At 64.9% G+C, this 24,312-nt stretch carries 19 protein-coding genes and 1 pseudogene; 15 read left to right on the plus strand and 5 right to left on the minus strand.

Annotated elements, in window-relative coordinates; genetic code table 11:
• Window positions 1–35 precede the first annotated feature (35 nt).
• From EWM63_RS02740 to EWM63_RS02750, 3 genes are all read left to right on the plus strand, one after another.
• Complete coding sequence (locus tag EWM63_RS02740; protein WP_130185173.1) at window positions 36–995, plus strand: LysR substrate-binding domain-containing protein; 960 nt, start codon at window positions 36–38, stop codon at window positions 993–995.
• Between the two features lie 164 nt (window positions 996–1,159).
• Window positions 1,160–2,455, plus strand: coding sequence for a Glu/Leu/Phe/Val family dehydrogenase (locus EWM63_RS02745; protein WP_130185174.1), 1,296 nt, complete (start codon window positions 1,160–1,162; stop codon window positions 2,453–2,455).
• A gap of 173 nt (window positions 2,456–2,628) precedes the next feature.
• Window positions 2,629–3,783 (plus strand): catalase family protein, encoded by a 1,155-nt coding sequence (locus EWM63_RS02750; RefSeq protein WP_207221232.1) that lies wholly within the window; start codon window positions 2,629–2,631, stop codon window positions 3,781–3,783.
• A gap of 173 nt (window positions 3,784–3,956) precedes the next feature.
• Here the strand turns inward: EWM63_RS02750 and EWM63_RS02755 are convergent, their stop codons facing one another.
• Window positions 3,957–5,123, minus strand: coding sequence for an IS4 family transposase (locus EWM63_RS02755; protein WP_130185175.1), 1,167 nt, complete (start codon window positions 5,121–5,123; stop codon window positions 3,957–3,959).
• Between the two features lie 275 nt (window positions 5,124–5,398).
• Between EWM63_RS02755 and EWM63_RS02760 the strand changes: the two genes are divergently transcribed.
• A complete protein-coding gene (locus EWM63_RS02760) occupies window positions 5,399–7,468 on the plus strand; it encodes a S9 family peptidase (RefSeq protein WP_130185176.1) in 2,070 nt (689 codons plus the stop codon).
• Window positions 7,469–7,539: 71 nt separating this feature from the next.
• On the opposite strand, the gene mqo is transcribed toward EWM63_RS02760, so the two are convergent.
• Complete coding sequence (gene mqo / locus EWM63_RS02765) at window positions 7,540–9,144, minus strand: malate dehydrogenase (quinone) (protein WP_130185177.1); 1,605 nt, start codon at window positions 9,142–9,144, stop codon at window positions 7,540–7,542.
• Window positions 9,145–9,628: 484 nt separating this feature from the next.
• Between mqo and gloA2 the strand changes: the two genes are divergently transcribed.
• Window positions 9,629–10,012: an SMU1112c/YaeR family gloxylase I-like metalloprotein gene (gene gloA2 / locus EWM63_RS02770; protein WP_130185178.1), complete on the plus strand. Its 384-nt coding sequence runs from the start codon at window positions 9,629–9,631 to the stop codon at window positions 10,010–10,012.
• A gap of 293 nt (window positions 10,013–10,305) precedes the next feature.
• On the opposite strand, the pseudogene EWM63_RS02775 reads toward gloA2, so the two are convergent.
• Window positions 10,306–11,232, minus strand: a pseudogene (locus EWM63_RS02775) (SUMF1/EgtB/PvdO family nonheme iron enzyme); the annotation flags it as partial.
• Window positions 11,233–11,248: 16 nt separating this feature from the next.
• On the opposite strand from EWM63_RS02775, the gene senB reads away from it, so the two are divergent.
• From senB to leuA, 3 genes are all read left to right on the plus strand, one after another.
• A complete protein-coding gene (senB, locus tag EWM63_RS02780) occupies window positions 11,249–12,244 on the plus strand; it encodes a selenoneine biosynthesis selenosugar synthase SenB (RefSeq protein ID WP_130185179.1) in 996 nt (331 codons plus the stop codon).
• Complete coding sequence (gene selD, locus EWM63_RS02785; protein ID WP_130185180.1) at window positions 12,241–13,290, plus strand: selenide, water dikinase SelD; 1,050 nt, start codon at window positions 12,241–12,243, stop codon at window positions 13,288–13,290. Before senB ends, selD begins: the two co-directional genes overlap by 4 nt.
• Before the next feature lie 629 nt (window positions 13,291–13,919).
• On the plus strand, window positions 13,920–15,617 hold the full coding sequence (leuA, locus tag EWM63_RS02790; protein WP_130185181.1) for a 2-isopropylmalate synthase: 1,698 nt from the start codon (window positions 13,920–13,922) through the stop codon (window positions 15,615–15,617).
• Between the two features lie 202 nt (window positions 15,618–15,819).
• Here the strand turns inward: leuA and egtB are convergent, their stop codons facing one another.
• Entirely contained in the window at window positions 15,820–17,073 is a 1,254-nt protein-coding gene (egtB, locus tag EWM63_RS02795) for an ergothioneine biosynthesis protein EgtB (RefSeq protein ID WP_130185182.1), read from the minus strand.
• An 8-nt stretch (window positions 17,074–17,081) separates the two neighbouring features.
• On the minus strand, window positions 17,082–18,083 hold the full coding sequence (egtD, locus tag EWM63_RS02800; protein ID WP_130185183.1) for an L-histidine N(alpha)-methyltransferase: 1,002 nt from the start codon (window positions 18,081–18,083) through the stop codon (window positions 17,082–17,084).
• 173 nt (window positions 18,084–18,256) lie between these two features.
• On the opposite strand from egtD, the gene EWM63_RS02805 reads away from it, so the two are divergent.
• The 7 genes from EWM63_RS02805 (at window position 18,257) to EWM63_RS02835 (ending at window position 24,310) form a co-directional block, all read left to right on the plus strand.
• Window positions 18,257–19,117, plus strand: coding sequence for a putative selenate ABC transporter substrate-binding protein (locus EWM63_RS02805; protein WP_130185184.1), 861 nt, complete (start codon window positions 18,257–18,259; stop codon window positions 19,115–19,117).
• Window positions 19,118–19,192: 75 nt separating this feature from the next.
• On the plus strand, window positions 19,193–19,984 hold the full coding sequence (locus EWM63_RS02810) for a phosphonate ABC transporter ATP-binding protein (protein WP_130190145.1): 792 nt from the start codon (window positions 19,193–19,195) through the stop codon (window positions 19,982–19,984).
• A 20-nt stretch (window positions 19,985–20,004) separates the two neighbouring features.
• Window positions 20,005–20,850 carry a PhnE/PtxC family ABC transporter permease gene (locus tag EWM63_RS02815; RefSeq protein ID WP_130185185.1) on the plus strand — a complete coding sequence of 282 codons (846 nt, stop codon included), beginning with the start codon at window positions 20,005–20,007 and terminating at the stop codon, window positions 20,848–20,850.
• On the plus strand, window positions 20,847–21,641 hold the full coding sequence (gene phnE / locus EWM63_RS02820; RefSeq protein WP_130185186.1) for a phosphonate ABC transporter, permease protein PhnE: 795 nt from the start codon (window positions 20,847–20,849) through the stop codon (window positions 21,639–21,641). The genes EWM63_RS02815 and phnE overlap by 4 nt, the downstream gene beginning before the upstream one ends.
• A 48-nt stretch (window positions 21,642–21,689) precedes the next feature.
• Window positions 21,690–22,370 carry an ABC transporter ATP-binding protein gene (locus EWM63_RS02825; protein ID WP_130185187.1) on the plus strand — a complete coding sequence of 227 codons (681 nt, stop codon included), beginning with the start codon at window positions 21,690–21,692 and terminating at the stop codon, window positions 22,368–22,370.
• Window positions 22,371–22,511: 141 nt separating this feature from the next.
• Window positions 22,512–22,799 (plus strand): hypothetical protein, encoded by a 288-nt coding sequence (locus tag EWM63_RS02830; protein ID WP_130185188.1) that lies wholly within the window; start codon window positions 22,512–22,514, stop codon window positions 22,797–22,799.
• Window positions 22,800–23,092: 293 nt separating this feature from the next.
• Complete coding sequence (locus EWM63_RS02835; protein ID WP_130185189.1) at window positions 23,093–24,310, plus strand: efflux RND transporter periplasmic adaptor subunit; 1,218 nt, start codon at window positions 23,093–23,095, stop codon at window positions 24,308–24,310.
• The last annotated feature ends 2 nt before the right edge of the window (window positions 24,311–24,312 follow it).

Consider the following 24,312-nt stretch of genomic DNA (forward strand, 5'->3'; position numbering starts at 1 on the left):
TAGAATAGCGGCTCGTCGCTACTACGGAAAACACGATGGAAACCAAATGGCTCGAAGATTTCATCTCCCTGGTCGAGACCAGCAACTTCAGCCGCTCGGCGCAGTTGCGCCACGTGACGCAGCCGGCGTTCTCGCGCCGCATCCAGTCGCTGGAAAACTGGCTCGGCACCGACCTGATCGACCGCACCACGTTCCCCACGCGGCTCACGCCGGCCGGCCACGTGTTTTACGAGCAGGCGCTGGAGATGCTGGGCCAGATCAACGGCGTGCGCGAGCTGCTGCGCCACAAGCGCGTGGCCGCGCAGACGACGATCGACCTGGCCGTGCCGCACACGCTGTCGCTGACATTCGTGCCCAAGTGGATCACGAAGCTCGAGGATGATTTCGGCCCCATCCACAGCAGGCTGATGGCGCTGAACGTGCACGACGCCGTGCTGCAACTGGTCGAGGGCGGCTGCGACCTGCTGCTGTGCTACCACCATCCGCGCCAGCCGGTGCAGCTCGATCCGGGCCGCTATGACATGCTGGTGATGGGCCGCGAAGCGCTGCGCGCCTATGCGCGCAGCGACAAGGCCAGGCAGCCGCTATTCACGCTGCCCGGCCGCAAGGCGGCGCCGCTGCCCTTCCTGTCCTACACGACAAACGCCTACCTGGGCCGCATGGTCGACCTGATCCTCGCCGATGCGAAACCTGCCCTGCACCTGGACAAGCGCTACGAAACCGACATGGCCGAAGGCCTGAAGATGATGGCGCTGGAAGGCCGCGGCATTGCATTCCTCCCCGAATCGGCCGTCACGCGCGAAGTGAAGCAGAAGCTGCTGGCGCCCGCCGATGAGCGGGGCAGCTGGGAAATCGAGATGGAAATCCGCCTGTACCGCGAGCGCCCCTCCCCGGCCCGCCCGGGCAAGCCGCTCGTGGCCGAGTTGTGGGATTTCCTCGAAGAGCAGCTGCAGCCGGCCAGGGCGAAACGCCGCATGACCGTGTCGGAGCGCTGACGCCGCCGCGTGCCGGGATTCACGCAAATCACACGTTATGCATTTTTTGCATGGCCGGATGCGCAAGCGGCATTGGCCGGAAAATCGCCGTGCATCCTATGATTCATCTCGCTGGCAAGAGCCACTGCCCAATCACAAAACAAGCGAGAGACAGGAGTCATACCATGACGAATCCCATGCCGAACCACGCACTGCCTTCCTACCTCAATGCCGACGACCTCGGCCCATGGGGCCAGTACCTGCAACAGATCGACCGTGTCACGCCCCACCTGGGCGCCCTGTCCCGCTGGGTGGAAACGCTGAAGCGTCCGAAGCGCATCCTCACCGTCGACGTGCCCATCGAGCGCGACGACGGTTCCATCGCCCACTTCGAGGGCTATCGCGTGCAGCACAATATGTCGCGCGGCCCCGGCAAGGGCGGCGTGCGCTTCCACCAGGACGTGACCCTGTCCGAAGTGATGGCCCTTTCCGCATGGATGACGGTGAAGAACGCCGCCGTCAACGTGCCCTACGGCGGTGCCAAGGGCGGCATCCGCGTCGATCCGAAGCTGCTGTCGAAAGGCGAACTGCAGCGCCTGACCCGCCGCTACACGAGCGAGATCAGCCTGATCATCGGCCCGACCAAGGATATCCCGGCGCCGGACGTGAACACCAATGAGCAGGTCATGGCGTGGATGATGGATTCCTACGCGATGATCGAAGGGAACCTGTCGACCGGCGTAGTGACGGGCAAGCCCATCTCGCTGGGCGGCTCGCTGGGCCGCCGCGAAGCCACCGGCCGCGGCGTGTTCGTCGTGGGCCGCGAGGCGGCGCGCCAGCGCGGCGTGGCCATTGCCGGCGCCCGCGTCGCCGTGCAGGGCTTCGGCAACGTGGGCGGCGTGGCCGCCACGATGTTCGCCGAGGCTGGTGCGAAGATCGTCGCCGTGCAGGACCATGCCGGCACCATCGTCAGCGAGGGTGGCCTCGATGTGGCGCAACTGCACCGGCACGTGGCCGAGACCGGCAGCGTGAACGGGTTCCCCGGTGCCGATGCCTTCCTCGACCGCGACGCGTTCTGGGACGTGGCTTCGGACATCCTGATCCCGGCCGCGCTGGAACAGCAGATCACCGCGGCCAACGCGCCACGCATCCGCACGAAGATCATCCTGGAAGGCGCCAACGGCCCGACCACGCCCGAAGCCGATGACATCCTGAACGACAAGGACATCCTGATCGTGCCCGACGTGCTGGCCAATGCCGGTGGCGTGACGGTTTCCTACTTCGAGTGGGTGCAGGACTTCTCCAGCTTCTTCTGGAGCGAGGACGAGATCAACGCCCGCCTGACCCGCATCATGCAGGACGCCTTCAGCGCCGTGTGGGAAGTGGCGCAGGACAAGAAGGTGTCGCTGCGCACGGCCACCTTCATCCTGGCCTGCACGCGCGTGCTGCAAGCGCGCGAAGTGCGCGGCCTGTACCCGTAAAGAGTCCCGACCATTCCGCCGGAGAAGCGGAGGAGACATGAAGGCGCTGCCGCGAGGCAGCGCCTTTTTTTGCAGGGGGCCGGCGTTATTCGCCGCATTGTTTGGTGGCTCACAGACAACAAGTTACAAGCGCACGAGAATCGTCTGGTCCATATCAATGCCAAGGAGCAGCCATGCGCCCACCGATCGAATACGACCCGCGCTACGAAGTGCCCGAAGCCGATGAAGGCGACACGCAGGCCGAACTGCTCGACGTGCTGCACGCCATCGCGGACACGACCTTCAAGGACACCGGCCAGCCGCTGCGCAGCGTGCACGCCAAGAGCCATGGCCTGCTGCGCGCCGAACTGCGCGTGCTGCCGGACCTGCCCTCCGTGCTGGCACAGGGCTTGTTAGCCACGCCCGCCAGCTATCCTGTCGTGATGCGCCTGTCGACCACGCCCGGCGACGTGCTCGAGGACAGCGTCTCCACGCCGCGCGGCGTGGCCTTGAAGGTGATCGGCGCGCAGGGGCCGCGCCTGCCCGGCAGCGAAGACGATGCCACGCAGGATTTCGTGCTCGTCAACGGCACCACGTTCCTGAACGCGGGGCCAAAAGCCTTCCTTGGCGGTCTGAAGATGCTCGCCGCCACCACCGACAAGGCGCCCGCGCTCAAGAAGATGCTGTCGGCCGCGCTGCGGCAAGTCGAGCGGGCCATCGAGAAAGCCGGTACCGACAGCGCGGCCTTGAAGGGCATGGGCGGCCAACCCGCCACCCATCCGCTCGGCGACAGCTATTACAGCCAGGTACCGATCCTGTTCGGCCCGTACATGGCCAAGGTGGCGCTGGTGCCGACCGCCGTGGGCCTGACAACCCTGAAGGACGCGCCGGTCGACTATTCCGCCGATCCGGACGTGCTGCGCAAGGTCGTTTCCGACCACTTCGCCGTGCAAGGTGGCGAGTGGGACTTGCGCGTGCAGTTCTGCACGAACATCGAGGAAATGCCGATCGAGGATGCGTCATCCGAGTGGTCCGAGGAACTGAGTCCCTACGTGACCGTGGCACGCCTCATCGCGCCGCCGCAGATCGGCTGGAGCGAGGCGCTGTCGGCGGCGATCGACGAATGCATGAGCTTCTCGCCATGGCACGGTCTCGCCGCCCACCGGCCGCTGGGCGCCGTCAACCGCGTGCGCAAGGCCGCGTACGAGATGTCGTCGAAGCTGCGCGCCCGGCGGCGCGGCGCCCCCATCGTCGAACCCGTGTCGCTCGACGGGCTGCCGTTCGATCAGGCCGGCACTGGGCATGCCGCTGCTGCACTGCTGGACACCGAGCCGGTAGCACCACGCTGAGTTCGTGTCCTCGTGCCTGGCGGCACACCTGACGGCGCCGGTTCTCTGGTGTCGGACATTTTTTCCGGGCGCTGTTTCCGGAAAATGTGTCGGACACCGGTGTTCCCTGATGAGCAATGGCGTCTTTGCATCAAGGGAAAACCGGTGTCCGACCACTAGTGTCCGGACGTTTCTCATAGGAGAGCGAGCTGAATCTGCTCGCTTTTTTGTAGATCATCGTTGTCTGCTCCGCTAAGTAGTTGATTTAATGGGGAAGTTTCGAACATTGCCAGATTGAGAATCTGTAGAATTTCGTAGAGACTTTGGGGTAGTTGGAGGCGTTTTTTTGCGATGGCGATCAGGACGTAGGTCGCGATTGCGATCCAAATTTGGGTCTTCACGGCGTTCTCGCTGGTGCCATAAAACGCCTTGATGCGTAGATGTTGTTTGATCCACTTGAAGAACAGTTCGACCTGCCACCGCTGCTTGTAGAGGCCCGCGATCGTCTCCGGGCTCAGTGAAAAATTGTTCGTCAAAAAGCTGATGCGCTTGCCCGTTTCGTCCTTCACGACCACGCGTCGCAATGCGTCTGGGTAGCGCGAAGCGGTCGCTGGGATCGCCAACACAACGGTCTGATCGCATTCCACATTCGTGTTGGCGCAGTCGACTGAATGCGAGTAACGACGCCTAAGCTTGGTGTTGCTTCTTGCCCTCGAGACGAAGAACGCGCCCATCAAATTGAGGTTGTAGAGACGTTCGAAATCGAGGTAGCCGCGATCTAGCAAGTAGAAAGCGCCTGGTTCAATCGTCAGTCTGTCGAAGCCTCGGACGTCACTCATTTTGCCGTCCGAGATATGGATGAAGCTTGGTATAGAGCCCCGTAGATCAAGCAGTGTATGAAGTTTGATGGCTGCTTTGGTCGACTTGAATGGTGCCCACGGATAGACCGACAGGCATAGATCGATTGTCGTCGAGTCGAACGCATACACAGTATTTTTGAGGTCGACGTCCAGTTCCTCACCAACGTACAAAGGTCTGGCAATGCCGATAAGATGCGCTGCGAGATCGGCATAGATTTGCCATGGCCGCGTCTCGTTTGCATCGGCCAGTGTGCTACGGGAGATCGTCTTGCAGCGGAAGCCCATGTGATAGAGCCGGGCTGCTTGAGCCCTGAGATTGAGCTCGATGTCACGCAGCGATTCGCGATAGGTGAGCTGAGCGAATGCCATCGCCAAGAACTGGTCAAGACATGAAAACGTCTTGACCTTGTAGTGACCTTGGTGGGCTGCGACGCAGCGTCGAAACGTGGTGAGTGGCAGATGCGTCATGATCTGCGCAAAGACGAGTTTGCCCTGATGCATGGGAGCCTTTCGCGGTTGCCAGCAAAAGGCCCAAGTCTGCGCTCAAAATTGAAATCGAGACCAGACCAAACCGTCGAAATCTCGCGTGGAATCAGTAGCTTACAGACGCCATCCGGACCAACGTCCGGACACTAGTGGTGTCAGACACCATTTCCGGGAAAGACTCCGGAAAAGATGTCTGACACCGCCCTCCGATTGCTGTTGGATTGTCATTTGCTATCATGCGCGCCTTGGCCGGCGCGTGCCGGCCTCCCCTTTTACATCGGAGAAACCGGATGACCCTACGCCTGCTGGCAACCAGCGCCGCCCTCGCGGCCGTTGCCCTATCGGCTGCGCCCCTTGCGATGGCGGCGCCACGCGGCCTGACCATCGAAGACCTCGCGAGCATGGACCGGGTAGGCAGCCCCGTGCTGTCGCCCGACGCCTCGCGCGTCGTCTACACGGTGCGCAGCACCAGCCTGGAAAAGAACCGTGGCATCACCCAGCTGTGGATGATCGACCTGCGCGCCGCCAAGCCTGTGCCGCAGCAGCTCACGTCGCATGAATCGAGCAGCTTCGACCCGGAATGGTCGGCCAGCGGCGATGCCCTGTACTTCCTGTCCAGCCGGTCCGGCTCTGCGCAGGTGTGGCGCCTGCCTGCCGGCGGTGGCGAGGCCGTCAAGGTGACGAACCTGCCGGTGGATGTCGACAGCTTCCACGTGTCCCCGAAAGGCGACCGCCTCGCGGTGACGATGGCCGTCTTCCGCGACTGCGCCGACCTGGCCTGCACGAAGAAGCGCAACGACGACCAGGCCGCCAACAAGGCCACCGGCAAGCTGTACGACCAGATGTTCGTGCGCCACTGGGATACGTGGGCGGACGGCAAGCGCAATGTGCTGCACACCGTGTCACTGGGCGCGGCACCCGCGTCCACCGCAACGAGCCTGTCCGGCACGCTCGATGGCGACATCACCAGCAAGCCGTTCGGCGACCGCGGCGAATACACGTTCAGCCCGGACGGCCAGCGCATCGTGTTCTCGGTGCGCGTGGCGGGCAAGAGCGAGGCATGGTCGACCAACTTCGACCTGTATGAAGTGCCGGCCGCGGGCGGCGCCGCACCGCGCAACCTGACGGCCGACAATCCGGCCTGGGACACCAAGCCGCAGTTCTCTCCGGACGGCAAGACACTGGCCTACCTGGCGATGAAGCGCCCCGGCTTCGAGGCGGACCGCTTCCACATGGTCCTGCAGGACGTTGCGTCCGGCAAGAAACGCGTGCTGGCCGAGAGCTGGGACCGTTCGATCGCCGACTACCGCTGGCGCCCGGACGGCAAGGCGCTGCTGGCCAATGCCGACGACGTGGGCAACCACCGCCTGTTCTCGCTCGACGCGGCCAGCGGCAAGGTCAGCGCGCTGACGGACCAGGGCTATGTCGCCGAGTTCGACGCAAAGCGCGATACCGTGGTGATGACGCAGAACAGCCTGCGCGATGGCGCCCAGCTGTTCAAACTGGCAGGCACGAAGGCCACCCAGCTCACGCACGCCAACCGCGAGCGTCTGGCGGACATCAGGATGGGCGAGTATGAACAGTTCTCGTTCGCCGGCGCCAACGGCGAAACGGTCCATGGCTACGTGATGAAGCCGTGGAACGCCGAGCCCGGCAAGATGTATCCGGTGGCCTTCCTCGTGCACGGCGGCCCCCAGGGTAGCTTCGGCAACTCGTGGAGCTATCGCTGGAATCCGCAGGTGTATGCCGGCGCCGGCTATGCCACCGTGTTCATCGACTTCCACGGCTCCACCGGCTATGGCCAGGCCTTCACGGATTCGATCAGCGGCGACTGGGGCGGCAAGCCGCTCGAAGACCTGAAAAAAGGCCTCGCCGCCGCGGGCCAGAAGTATCCGTGGCTGGACACGTCGAACGCCTGCGCACTGGGCGCCTCGTATGGCGGCTACATGATGAACTGGATCGAAGGTAACTGGAGCGACGGCTTCAAGTGCATCGTCAACCACGACGGCGTGTTCGACCAGCGCGGCATGGGCTACTCGACGGAAGAACTGTGGTTTACCGAATGGGAAAACGGCGGCACGCCGTACGCGAACCCGGAAGGCTACGAGAAGTTCAACCCCGTGCACCACGTGACGAAGTGGAAAACGCCGATGCTCGTGATCCAGGGCGACCTGGACTTCCGCATCCCGACCGCCCAGGCGCTGGGCACCTTCACGGCGCTGCAGCGGCAAGGCATCAAATCGAAGCTGCTGGTATTCCCGGACGAGAACCACTGGGTGCTGAAGCCAGCCAATTCGATCCAGTGGCATCACACGGTGATCGGCTGGCTCGATGAGCACCTGAAGCAGCAAGCGAAATAAACGGACGGAATGCGCATAAAAAAATCCCCCTCCATGCCATGCATGGAGGGGGATTTTTGTTGGGCGATGGATTACTGCTGCGCGGTCGCCGGAACGTCCAGCGTGATCGCCTTCAGGCCCAGCACGGCGCTGCTCTGCTGGCGGATCTGGTTCGCATAGGCGGCGTCGGGATTGAGCTTGCGGCCATACGACGGCACCATTTCCTTCATCTTCGCCTGCCATTCCGGCGTGGCCAGCTGGCCCTTGAACGACGATTTCTCGAGCACCTTCAGCATGATCGGCGCGGCCGTCGAGGCGCCCGGCGAGGCGCCCAGCAGCGCGCTCATCGTGCCGTCGGCGGAGCTCACGACCTCCGTGCCGAACTGCAGCAGGCCACCCTTCTTCGGGTCATCCTTGACGATCTGCACGCGCTGGCCGGCGTTGACGAGCGTCCAGTCTTCCAGTTTCGCTTCCGGCAGGTAGTCGCGCAGCGTGGCCAGGCGGTCTTCGGGCGACTGCATCACCTGCTGCACGAGGTATTTCGTCAGCGGGATGTTGTCGTAGCCCGCTTCGAGCATCGGCTTGACGTTGTCGCCACCAATGGAGGCCGGCAGGTCGATCCACGAACCGTTCTTCAGGAACTTCGTCGAGAACGTGGCGAACGGGCCGAACAGCAGCGCCTGCTTGCCATCGATGATGCGGGTATCCAGGTGCGGCACCGACATCGGCGGCGAGCCGACGGAAGCCTTGCCATACACTTTCGCGTTGTGCTGCTTGATCAGTTCGGGATTGCTCGTGACCAGCCACTGGCCGCCGACGGGCACGCCGCCGAAGCCCTTGGCTTCCGGAATGCCGCTCTTTTCCAGCAGCGGCAAAGAACCGCCGCCGGCGCCGATGAACACGAACTTCGCGCGCACCGTCTTCATCGAGTTGTCGGCCAGGTTCTTGACGGTGACGTTCCAGTTGCCATCCGTGCCGCGCGTGATGTCTTCCACCTGGTGGCGCAGCGACAGCGTCATGCCGCCCTTCTCCGTCAGGTGCTTCACCATGCTGCGCGTCAGCGTGCCGTAGTTGACGTCGGTGCCGATTTCCATCCGCGTGGCCGCCACTTTCTGGTTCTTGTCGCGGCCGTTCATGACCAGCGGAATCCACTTGCGCAGCTGTTCCTGGTCTTCCGTGTAGATCATGCCCTTGAACAGGTTTTCCTTCTGCAGGGCGGCATAGCGCTTCTGCAGGAAGGCGATGTTGTCATCGCCCCAGACGAACGACATGTGCGGCACGTTGTTGATGAACGTGCGCGGATCGCCGAGGTAGCCCTTCTGCACCTGGTAGGCCCAGAACTGCTTGGACACTTCGAACTGTTCGTTGATGTCGACGGCTTTCTTCGTTTCGACGCTGCCGTCCGGCATTTCCGGCGTGTAGTTCAGTTCAGCGAAACCGGAGTGGCCGGTGCCCGCGTTGTTCATCGCGTCCGAACTTTCGGCCGAGACCGTATCGAGGCGCTCGAACATCTGCATGGTCAGGCCGGGCTGCAGCTCATGGAGCATCGTGCCCAGGGTGGCGCTCATGACACCGGCGCCGACCAGCACCACGTCGACCGGTTTGTCGGCGGAGGGCGGCGGGGACTTGGTGCAGGAGGAAAGGATCAAACAGGAGAACAGGACAACGAGCGACTTACCGACAAATGACTTACGCATGATGACATTACCTGAACGATGATCGCGGTGCTGCCACCGCCACCATCCGGTTAAAAGAACTTCAACGGTTCCTTGCGAAATATTTCCGACAGGCCGGGGAGACCAAACAAAAAAATTCCGTAAGGAGCGTGCAGCCACGGTGAATCGGGGCACACGACGCGCAGCGGAAGCAACGTCACGGCGCGACACTGTTGAGTGGATCGATGGACCGTGACAGGAGACTAGCAGCAAACGACGGCATGCCGGTTCCGGCATGCGGACGGCAAGCTGTGTTCTGTGCGTCTATTGAAGAGACAAGCCCGGAAGGGCCAGACGAATCTTAGGCCCGCGTGGCCGCCCCACCTATTCGGGATTCTACTTAGGTCATGTATAAGACCCGCCGGTGCATGAACCGATGCACGCATCGAAATGCACGCGAATATAATGCCGTTCATTCCACTGCAGCGCATGCGGCAAGGCTCATCCATCGAAGGCGTTACTACCGATGTTCAAACGAATCCACCACGCAGCCATCATCTGCGCCAACTACGCGCGCTCCAAACGTTTTTACACCGAGGTACTCGGCCTGCGCATCATCGCGGAAAACTACCGGACGGCGCGGCACTCGTACAAGCTCGACCTGCAACTGGCCGACGGTGCGCAGATCGAGCTGTTCTCGTTCCCCGACGCACCCGAACGCCCCTCGTATCCCGAGGCACGGGGCCTGCGCCACCTGGCCTTCGCGGTGGACGACATCGATGCCTGCAAGGCCCGCCTGGAAGAGCAAGGCGTTGCCGTCGAGCCGATACGGATCGACGAGCATACCGGGCGGCGTTTCACGTTCTTTGCCGACCCGGATGGCCTGCCGCTCGAGCTGTACGAGGATTGACCCGGACAGAACTGCCCGTTACGCCCACGCGCACGTCCGGAACCCGCAAAAGATATCGTCGCGCTCGGGCATGAAGAAATTGCGGAACTTCGCCGAGCCGAAGCGCGACGGCGTGGCGAACGACGCGCCGCGCAGCGCCTGGTGCGTGGCGAACCACGGCTCGGAGTATTCGCGGTAGCGGTCCGCCGTGAAACCGGGATACGGTTCGAACGGCGAAGCCGTCCACTCCCATAACTGCCCCAGCGGAACGCCGGGTGGCCATGCAATGCCGCATATTCCCACTCCGCTTCCGTCGGCAGGCGCCGGCCCGCCCACGCGCAGTAGGCCTGCGCTTCGTACAGGCTCACGTGGCGCACCGGCTCATCCGGGTTCAACGTGGCCGGACGGCCGAAGCGCACGGTGCGCCAGCCGGCGCCGTCGCGTTCCCAGTAGCGCGGCGCGGAACGCTCCTGCCGCATCAGCCACGCGGCCCCGCCGGTGCTCCAGAACTGCCGGTTGTCGTAGCCGCCGTCGGCCATGAAGTCCATGTACTGCGCGTTGGTCACGAGGCCCGCATCCATGCGGAACGGCGCCACATACACTGCGTGCGCGGTCTTTTCGTTGTCGAACACGAAGCCGGCGGTGTCGGCCGCGCTGCCCAGCTGCAGGGTACCGCCAGGGAACAGCAGGTCGCCGTGGCTGGCGGGTGCGGGTTCGTCCTGCATCAGCTGCGCCGGCGCCGCCAGGCCAAGCGTCTGCAGCGTGTACAGGTAGGCTTCGCCGTGCATGTCCTCGTGGGCGAGCGCCAGGCGATAGGGATAGAGCGCCTCGTCGGTATTCGCCTCGCGCGACAGCTTGTCGAGCACGCGGTCGAGCACCTCGTGGCAATAGGTCTTCACGCCGCCGGTGCTCGGCAGGTCGAGCGTCCAGCGGCTGCGGTGCGGCACGTTGGCCGAGTCGAACCAGTCGTCGCCCTTCGTCAGCAAGGAGGCGAATTGCGCATCGGCCGGATGGCTCGACAGCGCCTCGCGCAGGATGAACCATTCGGCGAACCAGGCCGTATGGCCCAGCTCCCACAACGGCGGGTTGACGATGCGAAGCTGGGGCACGTTGCGTGGCACGTCCATGCCGGCGGCGGCGAAGCAATCGAACAGGGCGAGCGTATAATGCCGCGCATCCTGCATGGCCTCGGCCAGTTGCTGCGTGCGCGCGGTACGGAAGGAGGCGGTGATGGAATTCATTGAAGGATTGTAACCAATGGCAGCTTCCGGCAAACGGACGATCTGTATCGTGAGCCCCGGCACGGCGCGCGACAACAACGGCAACTGGCACACCGCCGACCGCTGGGCGGGCTTCCTGCGCGACGATTACGACGTGGTGGTCCAGGAGCGGTGGTCGGAGCGGTGGCCCGCGCCGGACTTGCTGATCGTGCTCCATGCACGCCGCTCCGCCAGGTCGTTGGCCGACTTCCGCCTGCACTGCGACGACCGTCCCGCCATGCTGGTGCTGACCGGGACGGACGTGTACCACGACATCCATCACGACGCCGAAGCGCAATGCGCGATCCGGCTGGCCGACGCGCTCGTGGTGCTGCAACCGGCCGCAATCGACGAGCTGCCCGACACCGTGCGGGCGGACACCCATGTGATCTACCAGTCCGCCGACGCGCTGCCAGCGCTGCCGAGGATTCCCGGCCGCAAGGACATCACGATGGTCGGCCACCTGCGTGCCGTGAAAGACCCGGCCACGTTCATGCGTGCCGCCGCGCTGGTGACGGCGCCCGGCGTCTTCCTGCAGCAGATCGGCGCGGCGCTCGACCCGGACCTCGAGCGGCTGGCCGAACGCACGGGCGACACGGTGGCGCATTACGCATGGCTGGGCGGCACGCCGCGCGAGTTCGCCCGCGATGCCATCCGCCGCAGCCACGCGCTGGCCATCTGCTCGACGATGGAGGGCGGCGCCAACGTGATCGTCGAGGCCATCACCAGTGGCGTGCCTGTGCTGGCCAGCGACATCAGCGGCAACCGTGGGATGCTCGGCAACGATTACGCGGGCTTCTTCCCCGTCGGCGACGCCCCCGCCCTCGCCCGCCTGATCGACCGCAGCGTGCAGGACGAGGCGTTCATCGCCACCCTGCGCGCCCAGTGCGCGGCCCGCGCCCCGCTGTTCGCGCCGGGGGCGGAACGGGCAGCATTGCTGCGGCTGGTGGATAATCTGCTTCAACCGACACCTTCAATTGGCAAAAGAACATGACTACTGAACCGATCAAACTCACCTCGTTTTCCCACGGCGGCGGCTGCGGCTGCAAGATCGCGCCCGGCGTGCTGTCCGAGATCCTCAAGAACTCCAGCGGCTTTCCCGTGCCGAAGGAACTGCTGGTGGGCATCGAGACGGCCGACGACGCGGCCGTGTACAAGCTCAACGACGAACAGGCGCTGATCGCCACCACCGATTTCTTCATGCCGATCGTCGACGACCCGTTCGACTTCGGCCGCATCGCGGCCACCAACGCGATCTCCGACGTGTATGCCATGGGCGGCACGCCGATCATGGCGCTGGCGCTCGTGGGCATGCCGATCAACAAGCTGCCGGTCGAAACGATCGGCAAGATCATCAAGGGCGGCGAGTCGGTCTGCGCCGAAGCGGGCATCCCGATCGCCGGCGGCCACACGATCGATTCCGTCGAGCCGATCTACGGCCTGGTGGTGCTGGGCCTCGTGCACCCGTCGAAGATCAAGCGCAACGCCGATGCGAAAGCGGGCGACGTGCTCGTGCTGGGCAAGCCGCTGGGCGTGGGCGTGCTGTCGGCCGCATTGAAGAAGAACGTGCTGGGCGAAGAAGGCTACGCGGCGATGATCGCCAACACCACGAAGCTGAACAAGCCGGGCAAGGCGCTGTCCGAACTGCCGGGCGTGCATGCACTGACGGACGTCACCGGCTTCGGCCTGCTGGGCCACCTGCTGGAACTGGCGCGCGGCGCGCAGCTGACCGCGAAGCTGACGATGTCGCAGATCCCGCTTCTGCCAGGCGTCGAGCAGCTGGCCCACGACGGCTACTTCACCGGTGCCTCGGGCCGTAACTGGGAGGGCTACGGCAAGGATGTGACCCTGTCGCCGAACGTCACGCCGGCCCAGCATACGCTGCTGACCGACCCGCAAACGTCGGGCGGCCTGCTCGTGTCGTGCGACCCTTCCGCGGTCGATGACGTGCTGGCGATCTTCCGCGCCGGCGGCTTCGAAGCCGCCGCCGTCATCGGCGAAATGGCCGCCGGCGACGCCCGCGTGCAAGTCGCCGCCTGAGAACACGGCAACGTATGCCTGGTGTCCGACATTATTTTCTGGGCGATTCTTCCAGAAAATGGTGTCGGACACCGGTTCTCCCACGATCTTGCCGACCATCTGCGTGAAACCGGTGTCGCACACTTTTTCCGGATGAACCGCCCGGAAAAATGTCCGACACCAGATCCTCCATGCTTTCCGGCGGTGCCGGTACCACGTTTGCGGGCGAATTGTCTTGACAATAGCAAACAGGTTCTCTTACATTGATGCCATGTTCACGCATCCGCAACTATCCGCTTTCCTGCTATCGCTTGCCAGCCTATCGCTGGCAACGCCCCTGCTAGCACGCGCCTGATTCGTTTCACCCCTGTGCGCGCTGCACACCCGCCGTACCTCCAGCTGGCCACAAGCCACACCCGTTTCGAAGCCGGAACACAGTCAGGAAAGATGCACCCATGCCCGCCATCCATTGCCCTACCGTCGCACTCATCGCCCGCGCGCAGCCGCTGCCGATACTGCTATCGCTACCGACCGGTTGCCTGGTCTAGCGCCCCGTGGCCCACCAGGCAGCCCTCCGCCACATGCATGCGACCAAGGAACGCTGACGACAGCGGTCCGCCCGACAAAATTCGAGAACCCAGGAGTACACCATGATGTTGCAGAACCCCGCCGCCAAATACCGCGCCTTCCCGCCCGTCCAGCTGGCCGACCGCACGTGGCCGAACAAGACGATCGCCACGCCGCCGATCTGGATGAGCACCGACCTGCGCGACGGTAACCAGGCGCTGATCGAGCCGATGAGCGTGGAAAAGAAGCTGAAGTTCTTCGACCTGCTGATCAAGACGGGCCTGAAGGAAATCGAAGTGGGCTTCCCTTCGGCATCGCAGACGGACTTCGACTTCGTGCGCAAGCTGATCGACGAGAACCGTATCCCGGACGACGTGACCATCATCGTGCTGACCCAGTCGCGCGACGAACTGATCCGCCGCACCGTGCAGGCGGCGGCCGGCGCGAAGAACGCCATCGTCCACCTGTACAACTCGGTGGCGCCGGTGTTCCGCAAGGTGGTGTTCAACATGTCGCGCGAAGAAATCGTGAACATCGCCACCACGGGTACCACGCTGGTGAAGGAACTGCTGGCCAATCATCCGGAAACCAACTGGACCTTTGAATACACGCCGGAATCGTTCTCGACGACGGAACTGGATTTCAGCAAGCAGATCGTCGACGCGGTGACCGCCATCTGGCAGCCCACGCCGGAAAAGAAGATGATCGTCAACCTGCCGACGACGGTCGAATGCAGCATGCCGAACGTGTATGCCGACCAGATCGAATGGATGTGCCGTAACATCGAGCGCCGCGACTCGGTCATCATCAGCGTCCACCCGCACAACGACCGCGGCACGGCCGTGGCTTCCGCCGAACTGGCCGTGCTGGCCGGCGCCGAGCGCGTCGAGGGCTGCCTGTTCGGCAATGGCGAACGCACCGGCAACGTCGACCTGGTCACCCTGGCATTGAACCTGTACACCCAGGGCGTGCATCCGGGCCTGGACTTCTCGGACATCGATTCCGTGCGCAAGATCGTCGAGGAATGCAACCAGCTGCCGGTGCACCCGCGCCACCCGTACGTGGGCGACCTGGTGTTCACCGCCTTCTCCGGCTCGCACCAGGACGCGATCAAGAAGGGCTTTGCAAAACAGCAGCCGGGCGCGGAGTGGGAAATCCCCTACCTGCCGATCGACCCGCAGGACCTGGGCCGCAGCTACGACGCGGTGATCCGCGTGAACAGCCAGTCCGGCAAGGGCGGCATGAGCTACCTGCTGGAACAGGATTATGGCCTGGTGCTGCCGCGCCGCCTGCAGATCGAGTTCTCGCGCGCCGTGCAGGCCGTGGCCGACCAGACCGGCCTGGAAATCACGTCCGAAGGCATCCACGAGATCTTCGAACGCGAATACTTCGCGCAAACGTCGCCCTATGCCTACGTGTCGCACAAGATGGTCGAGGACAGCAGCGCGGATGAATCCGTGCAGATCGACATCGGCCTGCTGCACCGCGGTGCCTCGATGGCCCTGCAAGGCGGCGGCAACGGCCCGATCGACGCGTTCGTCGACGCGCTGGGCCTGGACATCAAGCTGATGGACTACCACGAACACGCGATCGGCCACGGCGCCAACGCCAAGGCGGCCTGCTACGTCGAACTGCGCCTCGACAACGGTCCGACCCTGTTCGGCGCCGGCATCGACAGCAATATCGTGACGGCATCGTTCAAGGCCGTGCTGTCGGCCGTGAACCGGCAGTTGCGGCAGAAGGAAGCGGCACCGGCCCAGGCGAGCGACGCCGCGGCTTGATATAACGTGTGCCTGGTGTCTGACACTATTTTTCGCAGAAAAATAGTGTCAGACACCGGTTTTTCCATGCAAAAACGCTGCGCTGGGGACAACCGGTGTCAGACACCTTTTTCGGAAAAATCATCCGAAAAAAGTGTCTGACACCAGCCGCTACTGGCGGGGACAGACCCCTGCGACGCAGCCGTTCTCGAAGCATCGTGCTTCACCTCGCCAGCCGTATCCCCGCAAACTGCCACCGCGCCCCCGCCGGGAAGAAATTCCGGTAGCTGGCCCGCGCATGCCCCGCCGGCGTCGCGCACGACGATCCCCGCAGCACATACTGGTTCACCATGAACTTGCCGTTGTATTCGCCGATCGCGCCCGCGGCAGGCCGGAAGCCGGGGTAAGGCGCGTAGCTGCTGCTGGTCCACTGCCAGCAGTGATCGAACATCTCCCGCAACGCGCCTGAACCAGCGGCACCGCCCGGATGCGGCAGCGCCGGCGGCGCGCCCGGTACGACACCGCTTTCACGCGCCGCATGCTCCCATTCCCCCTCCGTCGGCAGCCGTGCGCCGGCCCAGTGCGCGTAGGCGTCGGCCTCGAACAGGGAAATGTGCGTCAGCGGCCGTCCGGGGTCCAGCGGCTGCAGGCCCATCAGCGTGAACTCGCACCAGTTGCCGTCGTCATCCTGCCGCCAGTACAGCGGCCTGTCGAAGCCCTGGGCGCAGATCCAGTCCCACCCCTCCGCCAGCCACAGTCCCGCGTTGCGGTAGCCGCCAGCCTCGATGAAGGCGAGGAATTCGCCGTTCGTCACCAGCCGCGATGCGAGCTGGAACGGCTCCACGAACTGGCGATGGCGCGGCAGTTCGTTGTCGAAGCAGAAGCCGTCGCCGTCGTAACCCACCTCCATTAGGCCGCCCTCGAACGGCAGCCAGGACAGTGCCCCGGCGGAGGCCGCGCGCGGCAACGCTTCGGCCAGGTATTCGGGGCACAGGCCGTTCTGCGCGAGCAGGTGCTTCACGTCCGTCAGCATCAGCTCCTGGTGCTGCTGTTCGTGCTGCAGGCCCAGGGTGAGCAAGGCCGCGAGGCGGGAACGGGCATCGGCATCGAGCCCGCTGCCGACCAGCGCGGCGATGCGCCCGTCCACATTGGCCCGGTAGGCGCGCACCTGCGCCATGGCCGGGCGCGTCAGCAGGCCGCGCTGGGGCCGCGGGTGCTTCTGGCCCACGCCGTTGTAGTAGGAATTGAACAGCACGCGGAACGCCGGGTGGAACGGCGCGAAACCAGGTTCCATCGCTTCCAGGATGAAGGTCTCGAAGAACCACGTGGTGTGCGCGAGGTGCCACTTGATCGGGCTGGCGTCGGGCATCGACTGGGCCCCGCAGTCCTCGTCGGACAGGGGCGCGGCCAGCGCCAGCGAATGCTCGCGCACGGCGCGGTAGCGGGCCGTCCAGACGGCGGGATCGTTCAGTTGCATGGCTCCTCCTACGCCGTGGCCGCGTGCGCATGCATCACCGCGAACCAGCCCGCATCGTCGGTCCACACGGCATCGGCCGCGAAGCCGGCCTGCGCCAGCAACTGCGCGAAACTCTCGGGCGTGTACTTGTAGCTGTCCTCGGTGTGGATGCGCTCGCCGCGCGCGAAGCGGCGCTCGCCACCCGGCCAGCGCACCGTGAGCGCCGTGCGCGCTTCCAGGTGCATCTCGATGCGGCTTTCCTCGGCGTTGAAGAAGGCCACGTGGCGCCACTGGCGTACGTCGAAATCGGCGCCGGTCAGGTGGTTCACGTGGCGCAGCATGTTCAGGTTGAACGCGGCCGTCACGCCGATCGCATCGTCATAGGCCGCATCCAGCACGGCCGCATCCTTGATCAGGTCCACGCCGATCAGCAGGGCACCGTCGCTGGACGTGTTCTCGCGGACGCGGCGCAGGAAGGCAATGGCCTCGTGCGGCGCGAAATTGCCGATCGACGAGCCGGGGTAGAAGAACGTGCGGCGCGCCGCGTTGACGGCCGGCGGCAGCGTGAACGGGCCTGACAGGTCGAGGGCCAGCGCCGTCATGGCGATCGATGGAAAGCGTTGCTGCAGGCGGCCGACCGCCTCGTTGAGGAAGTCGCGCGAGATGTCGATCGGCACATACTGTTGCGGCTGCAACAAGGGGAACAGGCTGGCGGCCTTGGCGCAGTTGCCGGCGCCCAGGTCGATCAGCGTGCCCCCCGTGCCCACGCGGCGCGCGATGTCGGCACCGTGCGCCGCGAAAATCGCCGCTTCGGTCCGTGTGGGATAATACTCGGGCAATTCGCAGATGGCTTCGAACAGGCGCGATCCCAGGCTGTCGTACAGGTATTTCGGCGAAGTGCGTGCCTGCGGCGCCAGCAGCCCCGCCTGGATTTCGGCAACCGTGGCACGGTCGCCTTGCGGCCCCTCGGCAATGTCGGACGAGTGGGTCGGCAACGCCCTCAGGGCGGTGGCGGTTCTGGTCATGGGCATGGCGCTCTTCCTGTTCTTTTCGGTTAGTCTCACGGGCTGGCGGCACGGCCTGTCGTAACGGACAGTCGGGCGGCAAAGGCAATTTTGCTATGATACTCAATTACAAAATGGCAGAGCGTCCCTCACGGAACTCCCTGGGCGCCTGCATTCAACAACAATTTTATTTCCTGCTCATGAAACCAACCTTCAAACGTGCGCTCGGCGCCCTCGCCCTCGGTACCCTGCTTTCCCTGTCCGCGCATGCCCAGCAAGTGCTGCGCGTGTCGGCCATTCCCGATGAGGCGCCGACCGAACTGCAGCGCAAGTTCAAGCCGCTGGGTGAATACCTGTCGAAGAAAACGGGCCTGAAGGTCGAGTTCACACCGGTGACCGACTACGCGGCGTCCGTCGAAGGCCTGGTCAACAACAAGCTGGACATGGTGTGGTTCGGCGGCTTCACGTTCGTGCAGGCCAAGGATCGCAGCAAGGGCCAGGTCGTGCCGCTGGTGCAGCGTGTGGAAGACGAGAAATTCCGCTCCGTGTTCATCACCACGTCGCCATCGATCACGAAACTGGCTGACCTGAAAGGCAAGACGCTGTCGTTCGGTTCCGAGTCGTCCACGTCCGGTCACCTGATGCCGCGCTCGTTCCTGCTGGCCGCCAAGATCGACCCGGACAGCGACCTGAAGCGCATCGCCTTCTCCGGCGCGCACGACGCCACGGTGGCCGCAGTCAGCGGCGGCAAGGTCGATGCCGGCGCGCTGAACATCTCGGTGTGGGAAAAGCTCGTGGGCGAGAAAAAGGTCGACACGTCGAAAGTGCGCGTGTTCTACACCACGCCCACCTACTACGACTACAACTGGACGGTGCGCGCCGACATGCCGGCCGACCTGAAGAAGAAGATCACCGATGCCTTCCTGGCCCTCGATCCGTCCACGCCCGAAGGCAAGGAAATCCTCGACCTGCAGCGTGCCACGAAGTTCATCCCGACCAAGGCGGAAAACTACGTGAACATCGAAGCCGCGGCAAAGAACGCCGGCCTGCTGAAGAAGTAAGCCGTGGAAGGCAGCGACGTGACGCGTGACCGCGACAGCGTGACCTCCGATACGTTCATCTATCGGCTGGAAGAAATGTCCGCCCGCCATGCGGGCGGCACGCGGGCATATGCGCTGCAAGGCATCACGCTGGCCGTGCGGCCTGGCGAACAGCTGGCGCTGATCGGCCCTTCCGGGGCCGGCAAGACCACGCTGCTGGCCACGCTGTCGGTGGGCCACGCGCCGGACGGCGGCAGGTTCGAGGCGTTCGGCCTTGATCCCTGGCGCCTGTCCGACCGCGAGCGCCACAAGCTGCGCGCGCGCCTGTTCCTGGCCCCGCAAACGCCGCCATTGCCGCCGCGTCAGCGCGTGGTCACCGCCGTTCTCGCGGCGCGGTTGCCGCAGTGGAGCCTGTGGCAGGCGCTGGCATCGCTGGTCAGGCCCGCCGAGCCGGAAGCGGCCTGGCGCGCGCTGTCCCGCTTCAACCTGGGCGACAAGCTGTATGCGCGCGTGGACCGGCTGTCCGGCGGCGAGCGCCAGCGCTGCGGCCTGGCAAGGCTGCTGCTGTCGTCGGCGCAGGCCCTGCTGGTGGACGAGCCGCTGTCCGCGCTCGATCCCGCACTGTCGCAACTCACATTGACCACGCTGCAGCAGGAAGCGGCGGCGCGCAACGCCGCCCTCGTGTGCAGCCTGCACCAGGTGGATCTCGCCCTGGCGCACTTTCCCCGCATCGTGGCGCTGAAGGAAGGCCGCATCGTGTTCGACCTGCCGCGCGACCAGGTCACGCAGGCCATGATCGACGACTTGTACCTGAACGAACAGCCGCCCGCGAACACGCCGCATCCGGTCGACCTGCCGGCCAAGCTGGCCGTCGGCGCCTGCCTCTGATCCACCGCCACCGCAGAACGATGCAAAGCATTCCCGCCGCACCCTATGCCGAGCGCCATCCCGATCCCGCGTGGCGCGGTCGCGTCACGTACACGGTCGTCGCGCTGCTGATCCTGTGGCCGATGCTGGTCGCCAGCGAATTCAAGCCATCGATCCTGTTCGATGGCGACAGCCTGGCCGCCACGCTGCGCTTCCTCGCCGATTTCCTGCCGCCGGCGCACTCGCCCGAGTTCCTGCTGCTGCTGCTGCGCGAAACGTGGCAGACCGTCGCCATCGCTACGGCCGGCCTCACGCTGGCGCTGCTGGGCGCCATCCCCGCCACGCTGGTCGTAACCGAGCGCCTGTCGATCTCGCGGCTTGGCACCGGCCGCATGGCATGGGCTTCGCGCGCCGTGCGGCAGGCCATGCGCTGGCTGCTGGTATTGCTGCGCAGCGTGCCCGAACTCGTGTGGGCGCTGCTGTTCGTGCGCATCATCGGCCTCGGCCCCACCGCCGGCGTGCTGGCCATCGCCCTCACCTATTGCGGCATGCTGGGCAAGGTGTATGCCGAGATCCTCGAATCGTCCGAGCGCCATGCCAGCGACACGCTGCTGGCCAACGGCGGCTCGCGCCTGCAGGCGCTGCTCTATGCCGCGCTGCCGGAATCGGCCTCCGAACTGGTGTCGTACACCGTGTACCGCTGGGAATGCGCGATCCGCGGTTCCGTCGTGATGGGCTTCGTCGGCGCCGGCGGCCTGGGCCAGCGGATGGATGAATCGATGAAGATGCTGGCCGGCGGCGAGGTATCGGCGATGCTGCTGGTGTTCGTGCTGCTCGTCGCCTGCGCCGACGTCGTGTCCAAAGCCTTGCGAAAGCGCCTCGGATGACCGCGCCCCGGATGCCTTCGCCGCCGCCACGCCGCTGGTCGGGCGCCGTCATGGCGCTGCTGCTGGCCGCGCTGGTCGTGGCCAGCTTTGCCAGCCTGCCGCTGCAGTTCGCGGCATTCTTCACCGCCGACGCGGTTTCCTCCGTGGCCGAATTCCTCGCCGGGTTCGCCCCGCCCGAAACGGGCGCGGGTTTCCTGCGCAAGACCGCCATCGCCACCGCGGAAACGCTGGCCATGTCCGCGGTCGGCACGCTGCTGGCCGTGGTGGCCGGCGTGCTGCTGGCGATCCCCGCCGCCGGCCGCTTCGGCCGCCCTTTGCGCGGCGCCGTGCGCGCCGTGCTGAATGTGCTGCGCTCGATTCCCGAACTGGTATGGGCATCGGTACTGCTGATCGCCGCGGGCCTGGGCCCGTTTCCCGGCGCGCTGGCCCTCGGCGCGCACACGGCCGGCGTGCTGGGCCGCCTGTTCGCCGATGCGCTGGAAAACGCCACGCCGCTGCCCGAGCAGAGCCTGCGCACCAACGGCGCCACGCCGATGGCCGCATTCCTGTATGCCACGCTGCCTCAGACGCTGCCGCAAATGCTGTCCTATACGCTTTATCGCTGGGAAAACAATATCCGCGCCGCCGCCATCCTCGGCGTCGTCGGCGCGGGTGGCCTGGGCCAGATGCTGAAATACCACCTGTCGCTGTTCCAGATGGAGAAGGCCGCCACCGTGATCCTGGCCATGCTGCTGCTGGTGGCACTCGTGGATGCCGCCAGTTTCTGGCTGCGCCGTACCCTCACGCGATAACGACCCGCCGATGACGGCATCACCACCCCGATACCCGACAGGAACCCGATGCTGGAACTGCGCAACCTGAGCAAATCCTATGCGGGCGGCCGCCCGGTATTGTCCAAGCTTTCATACCGTTTCCAGGCTGGGGAATTCGTGGCGATCATGGGCGATTCCGGCGTCGGCAAGTCCACGCTGCTGAACCTGATCGCCGGCCTGGATCACCCCGACCAAGGCGCCGAGGCGCCCATCCTCGTCGACGGCATCGCCATGGCATCGCTCGACGACGATGCCGCTACCCGCCTGCGCCGCCAGCGCATGGGGTTCATCTTCCAGGCATTCCACGTGCTGCCCCACCTCACGCTGCTGCAGAACGTGGCGCTGCCCCTGTTGCTCAACGGCATGCCACAAGGACGGGCGGCCGAGATGCTGGCCGCCGTGGGGCTGAAAGGGCGCGAGCACGGTTATCCGCACGAACTGTCCGGCGGCGAACTGCAACGCGTGGCGATCGCCCGTGCGCTGGCACACCGGCCCGCCCTGGTCCTGGCCGACGAGCCCACCGGCAACCTCGATCCCGATACGGCACATGCCGTGCTCGACGTGCTGCGCAATGAAATCCGCGCCAGTGGCGCGTGCACGATCATGGTCACCCACTCTGAGGCAGCCGCGGCCATGGCGGACCGTACGCTCATCCTTACCCGATCTGGATTGCAGGATGCTACGGCTGTCAAGCCGTTGCGTCATTAAGACGTCATATTTTTGTATAGGACGCGCGCTTTTTTTTATAACCGTAGTATGATTTAAATAACTTGCTTGGTTATCAATAGTTTTGTACTTTCCAACAAGCCAACGCCTTTTCACGCATTTCTTTTGAGGGAGGGGAGCAAAATGAGCGTAAGGCAAAAAAAACTCGAGCTGATCGAAGCGATGAACCGGGCGCGGGCACTGGAACCTTCCAGTTTCGTGCCGAACAAGTTGCTGGACACGCTGATCGAACGGATGAACCTGAAAAACGACGCCGAGCTGTGCCGGGTGCTCGAGGTGCAACCGCCGATCATCAGCAAGATCCGGCACCGCAAGCTGGCCGTTGGCGCAACGATCCTGTTGCGCATGCATGAGAAATCCGAATTGAGCATCCGAGAACTCAAAGAACTCACCAATGCGTCAGTGCACTGATGTGTGCAATGCCTGGCGCCGGCATCGCATTCCCGGCGCCCTTCTTTTTCTCCGCGGTCAAACTCCTCGCAGTCAAACTCCCCGCATTAACAGCTTTCTTCATTAATCGCTTCCCGCGATAAAGCGCCTCGCCGTTTTCCCGGTGTCGCATGCCCCGGTTCACGTTCCCGCAGTCTTCGCGCAATCTTCCCGCATCTTCCCGCATCTTCCTTTCGGGAGAAGCCGCCCTCTCCTGCCCGCCCTAGACTGGTGCACGGCATGCCTGCCGGCAGCCGATTCCGGAGGGTAAAGCGATGTCCGAACCGTTCCGCCAGCCATTGCGCCGTCCGCTGGGCGTGGCCGCCATGCTGTCCATTTCCATCCCCCTGTTCCTGTCGACCGGCTGCGATCGCGCCGAGGGCCAGGCACCCGCTGCCGGCGCACCGCCGCCCGCCCCCGTTTCCGCCGCCGCCGTCGTGGAACGGAACATCGTCGAAACGCAGGAATTCTCCGGCCGGCTCGAAGCGGTCGAGCGCGTGGAGATCCGCCCGCGCGTGCCGGGATACATCACGGCCGTGCACTTCACGCCGGGCGCGCTGGTGAAGAAAGGCCAGCCACTGTTCACGATCGATGCGCGGCCCTACCAGGCCGAAGTCGAACGGGCCGAAGCCAACGCGAATTCGGCCCGCGCGCGGGCCGGGCTGGCCAAGGTGGAACTGGAGCGCGCCGAACTGCTGCTGGGCGACCGCGCCATTGCGCGCCGCGAGTTCGACGAGCGGGTCGCCGCGCAAAAGGACCTGGATGCGGCCGCCCGCTCCGCCGGGGCCGAAGTGGCGACGGCACGCCTGAACCTCGGCTATACGCGCGTGACGTCGCCGATCGACGGCCGCGCCAGCAAGGCCGAGATCACGGTGGGCAACCTGGTCGACCAGAATGCCGTGCTGACGTCCGTCGTCTCGACGGACCGCATCTATGCCAGCTTCGATGGCGACGAGGACACTTACCTGCGCGTGCGTTCCCGCACGCGCCAGCGGGAGCCCGTGCCCGTGCGCATCGGGCTGGCCAACGAAACGGGCTTCCCGCATGCCGGCAAGCTGGAATTCGTCGACAACCGCCTCGATCCGGCCACGGGCAGCGTGCGCATGCGCGCCACCTTCGCCAATGCGGACGGCACGCTGGTACCCGGCCTGTTCGCCCGCGTGCAGGTCTCGGCGGGCACCGAGGGCGACGGCAGCGCCGGTGCCGCACGCGTACTGCTGATCCACGACCGCGCCGTGAACACGGACCAGGACCGCAAGTTCGTCTACGTCGTCAAGGATGGCAAGGCCGAGTATCGGCCCGTGGTGCTGGGCCCGGCCGCGGACGGCCTGCGCGTCGTGCGCAAGGGCCTGGCGCCGGGCGAGAAGATCGTCGTGGGCGGCCTGCAGCGGGTGCGCCCCGGTGCGCCGCTGCAGCCGAAGATCGTGCCGATGGACACGGATCCCGATGCGCCGGCGAAGGCCGGAGCCGCCGCGCAGCCGAAGGCGGGGTGACC

The sequence above is a fragment of the Pseudoduganella lutea genome, from assembly GCF_004209755.1.
Classification (GTDB): Bacteria; Pseudomonadota; Gammaproteobacteria; order Burkholderiales; family Burkholderiaceae_D; genus Rugamonas; species Rugamonas lutea.